We start from the raw sequence: 339 nt of genomic DNA on the forward strand, positions 1-339 counted from the left end.
ACGGCATTGCCCTCGTACCGCGATCAAGGACGCCCGTTCCTGGCGTTCGTCTACGGGATCGCCCAGCACAAGGTGGCCGACGCGCACCGCGCGGCGGCGCGCAACCGAGCCGAGCCGGTGGCCGAGATCCCCGACGAGGTCGAAGGCGGGGTGGGCCCCGAGCAGCGGGCGCTGCAAGGTGAGCTGAACGAGCGGATGTCCCAGTTGTTGCAGGTGCTGCCGGACAAGCAGCGGGAGATCGTGGTGTTGCGCGTGGTCGTCGGCCTGTCGGCGGAGGAGACCGCGGACGCGGTCGGCTCCACGCCCGGCGCCGTCCGCGTCGCCCAGCACCGCGCCCTC

General features: G+C 72.6%; 1 protein-coding gene. It reads left to right on the forward strand.

Translation table 11 applies throughout. From position 1 onward, the window contains the following. A partial coding sequence (locus ABFJ78_RS50200) for a sigma-70 family RNA polymerase sigma factor (RefSeq protein WP_436394707.1) occupies positions 1-339 on the forward strand: 339 nt, incomplete at both ends.

The sequence above is a fragment of the Amycolatopsis sp. MEPSY49 genome (genome assembly GCF_051337345.1).
GTDB lineage: Bacteria > Actinomycetota > Actinomycetes > Mycobacteriales > Pseudonocardiaceae > Amycolatopsis.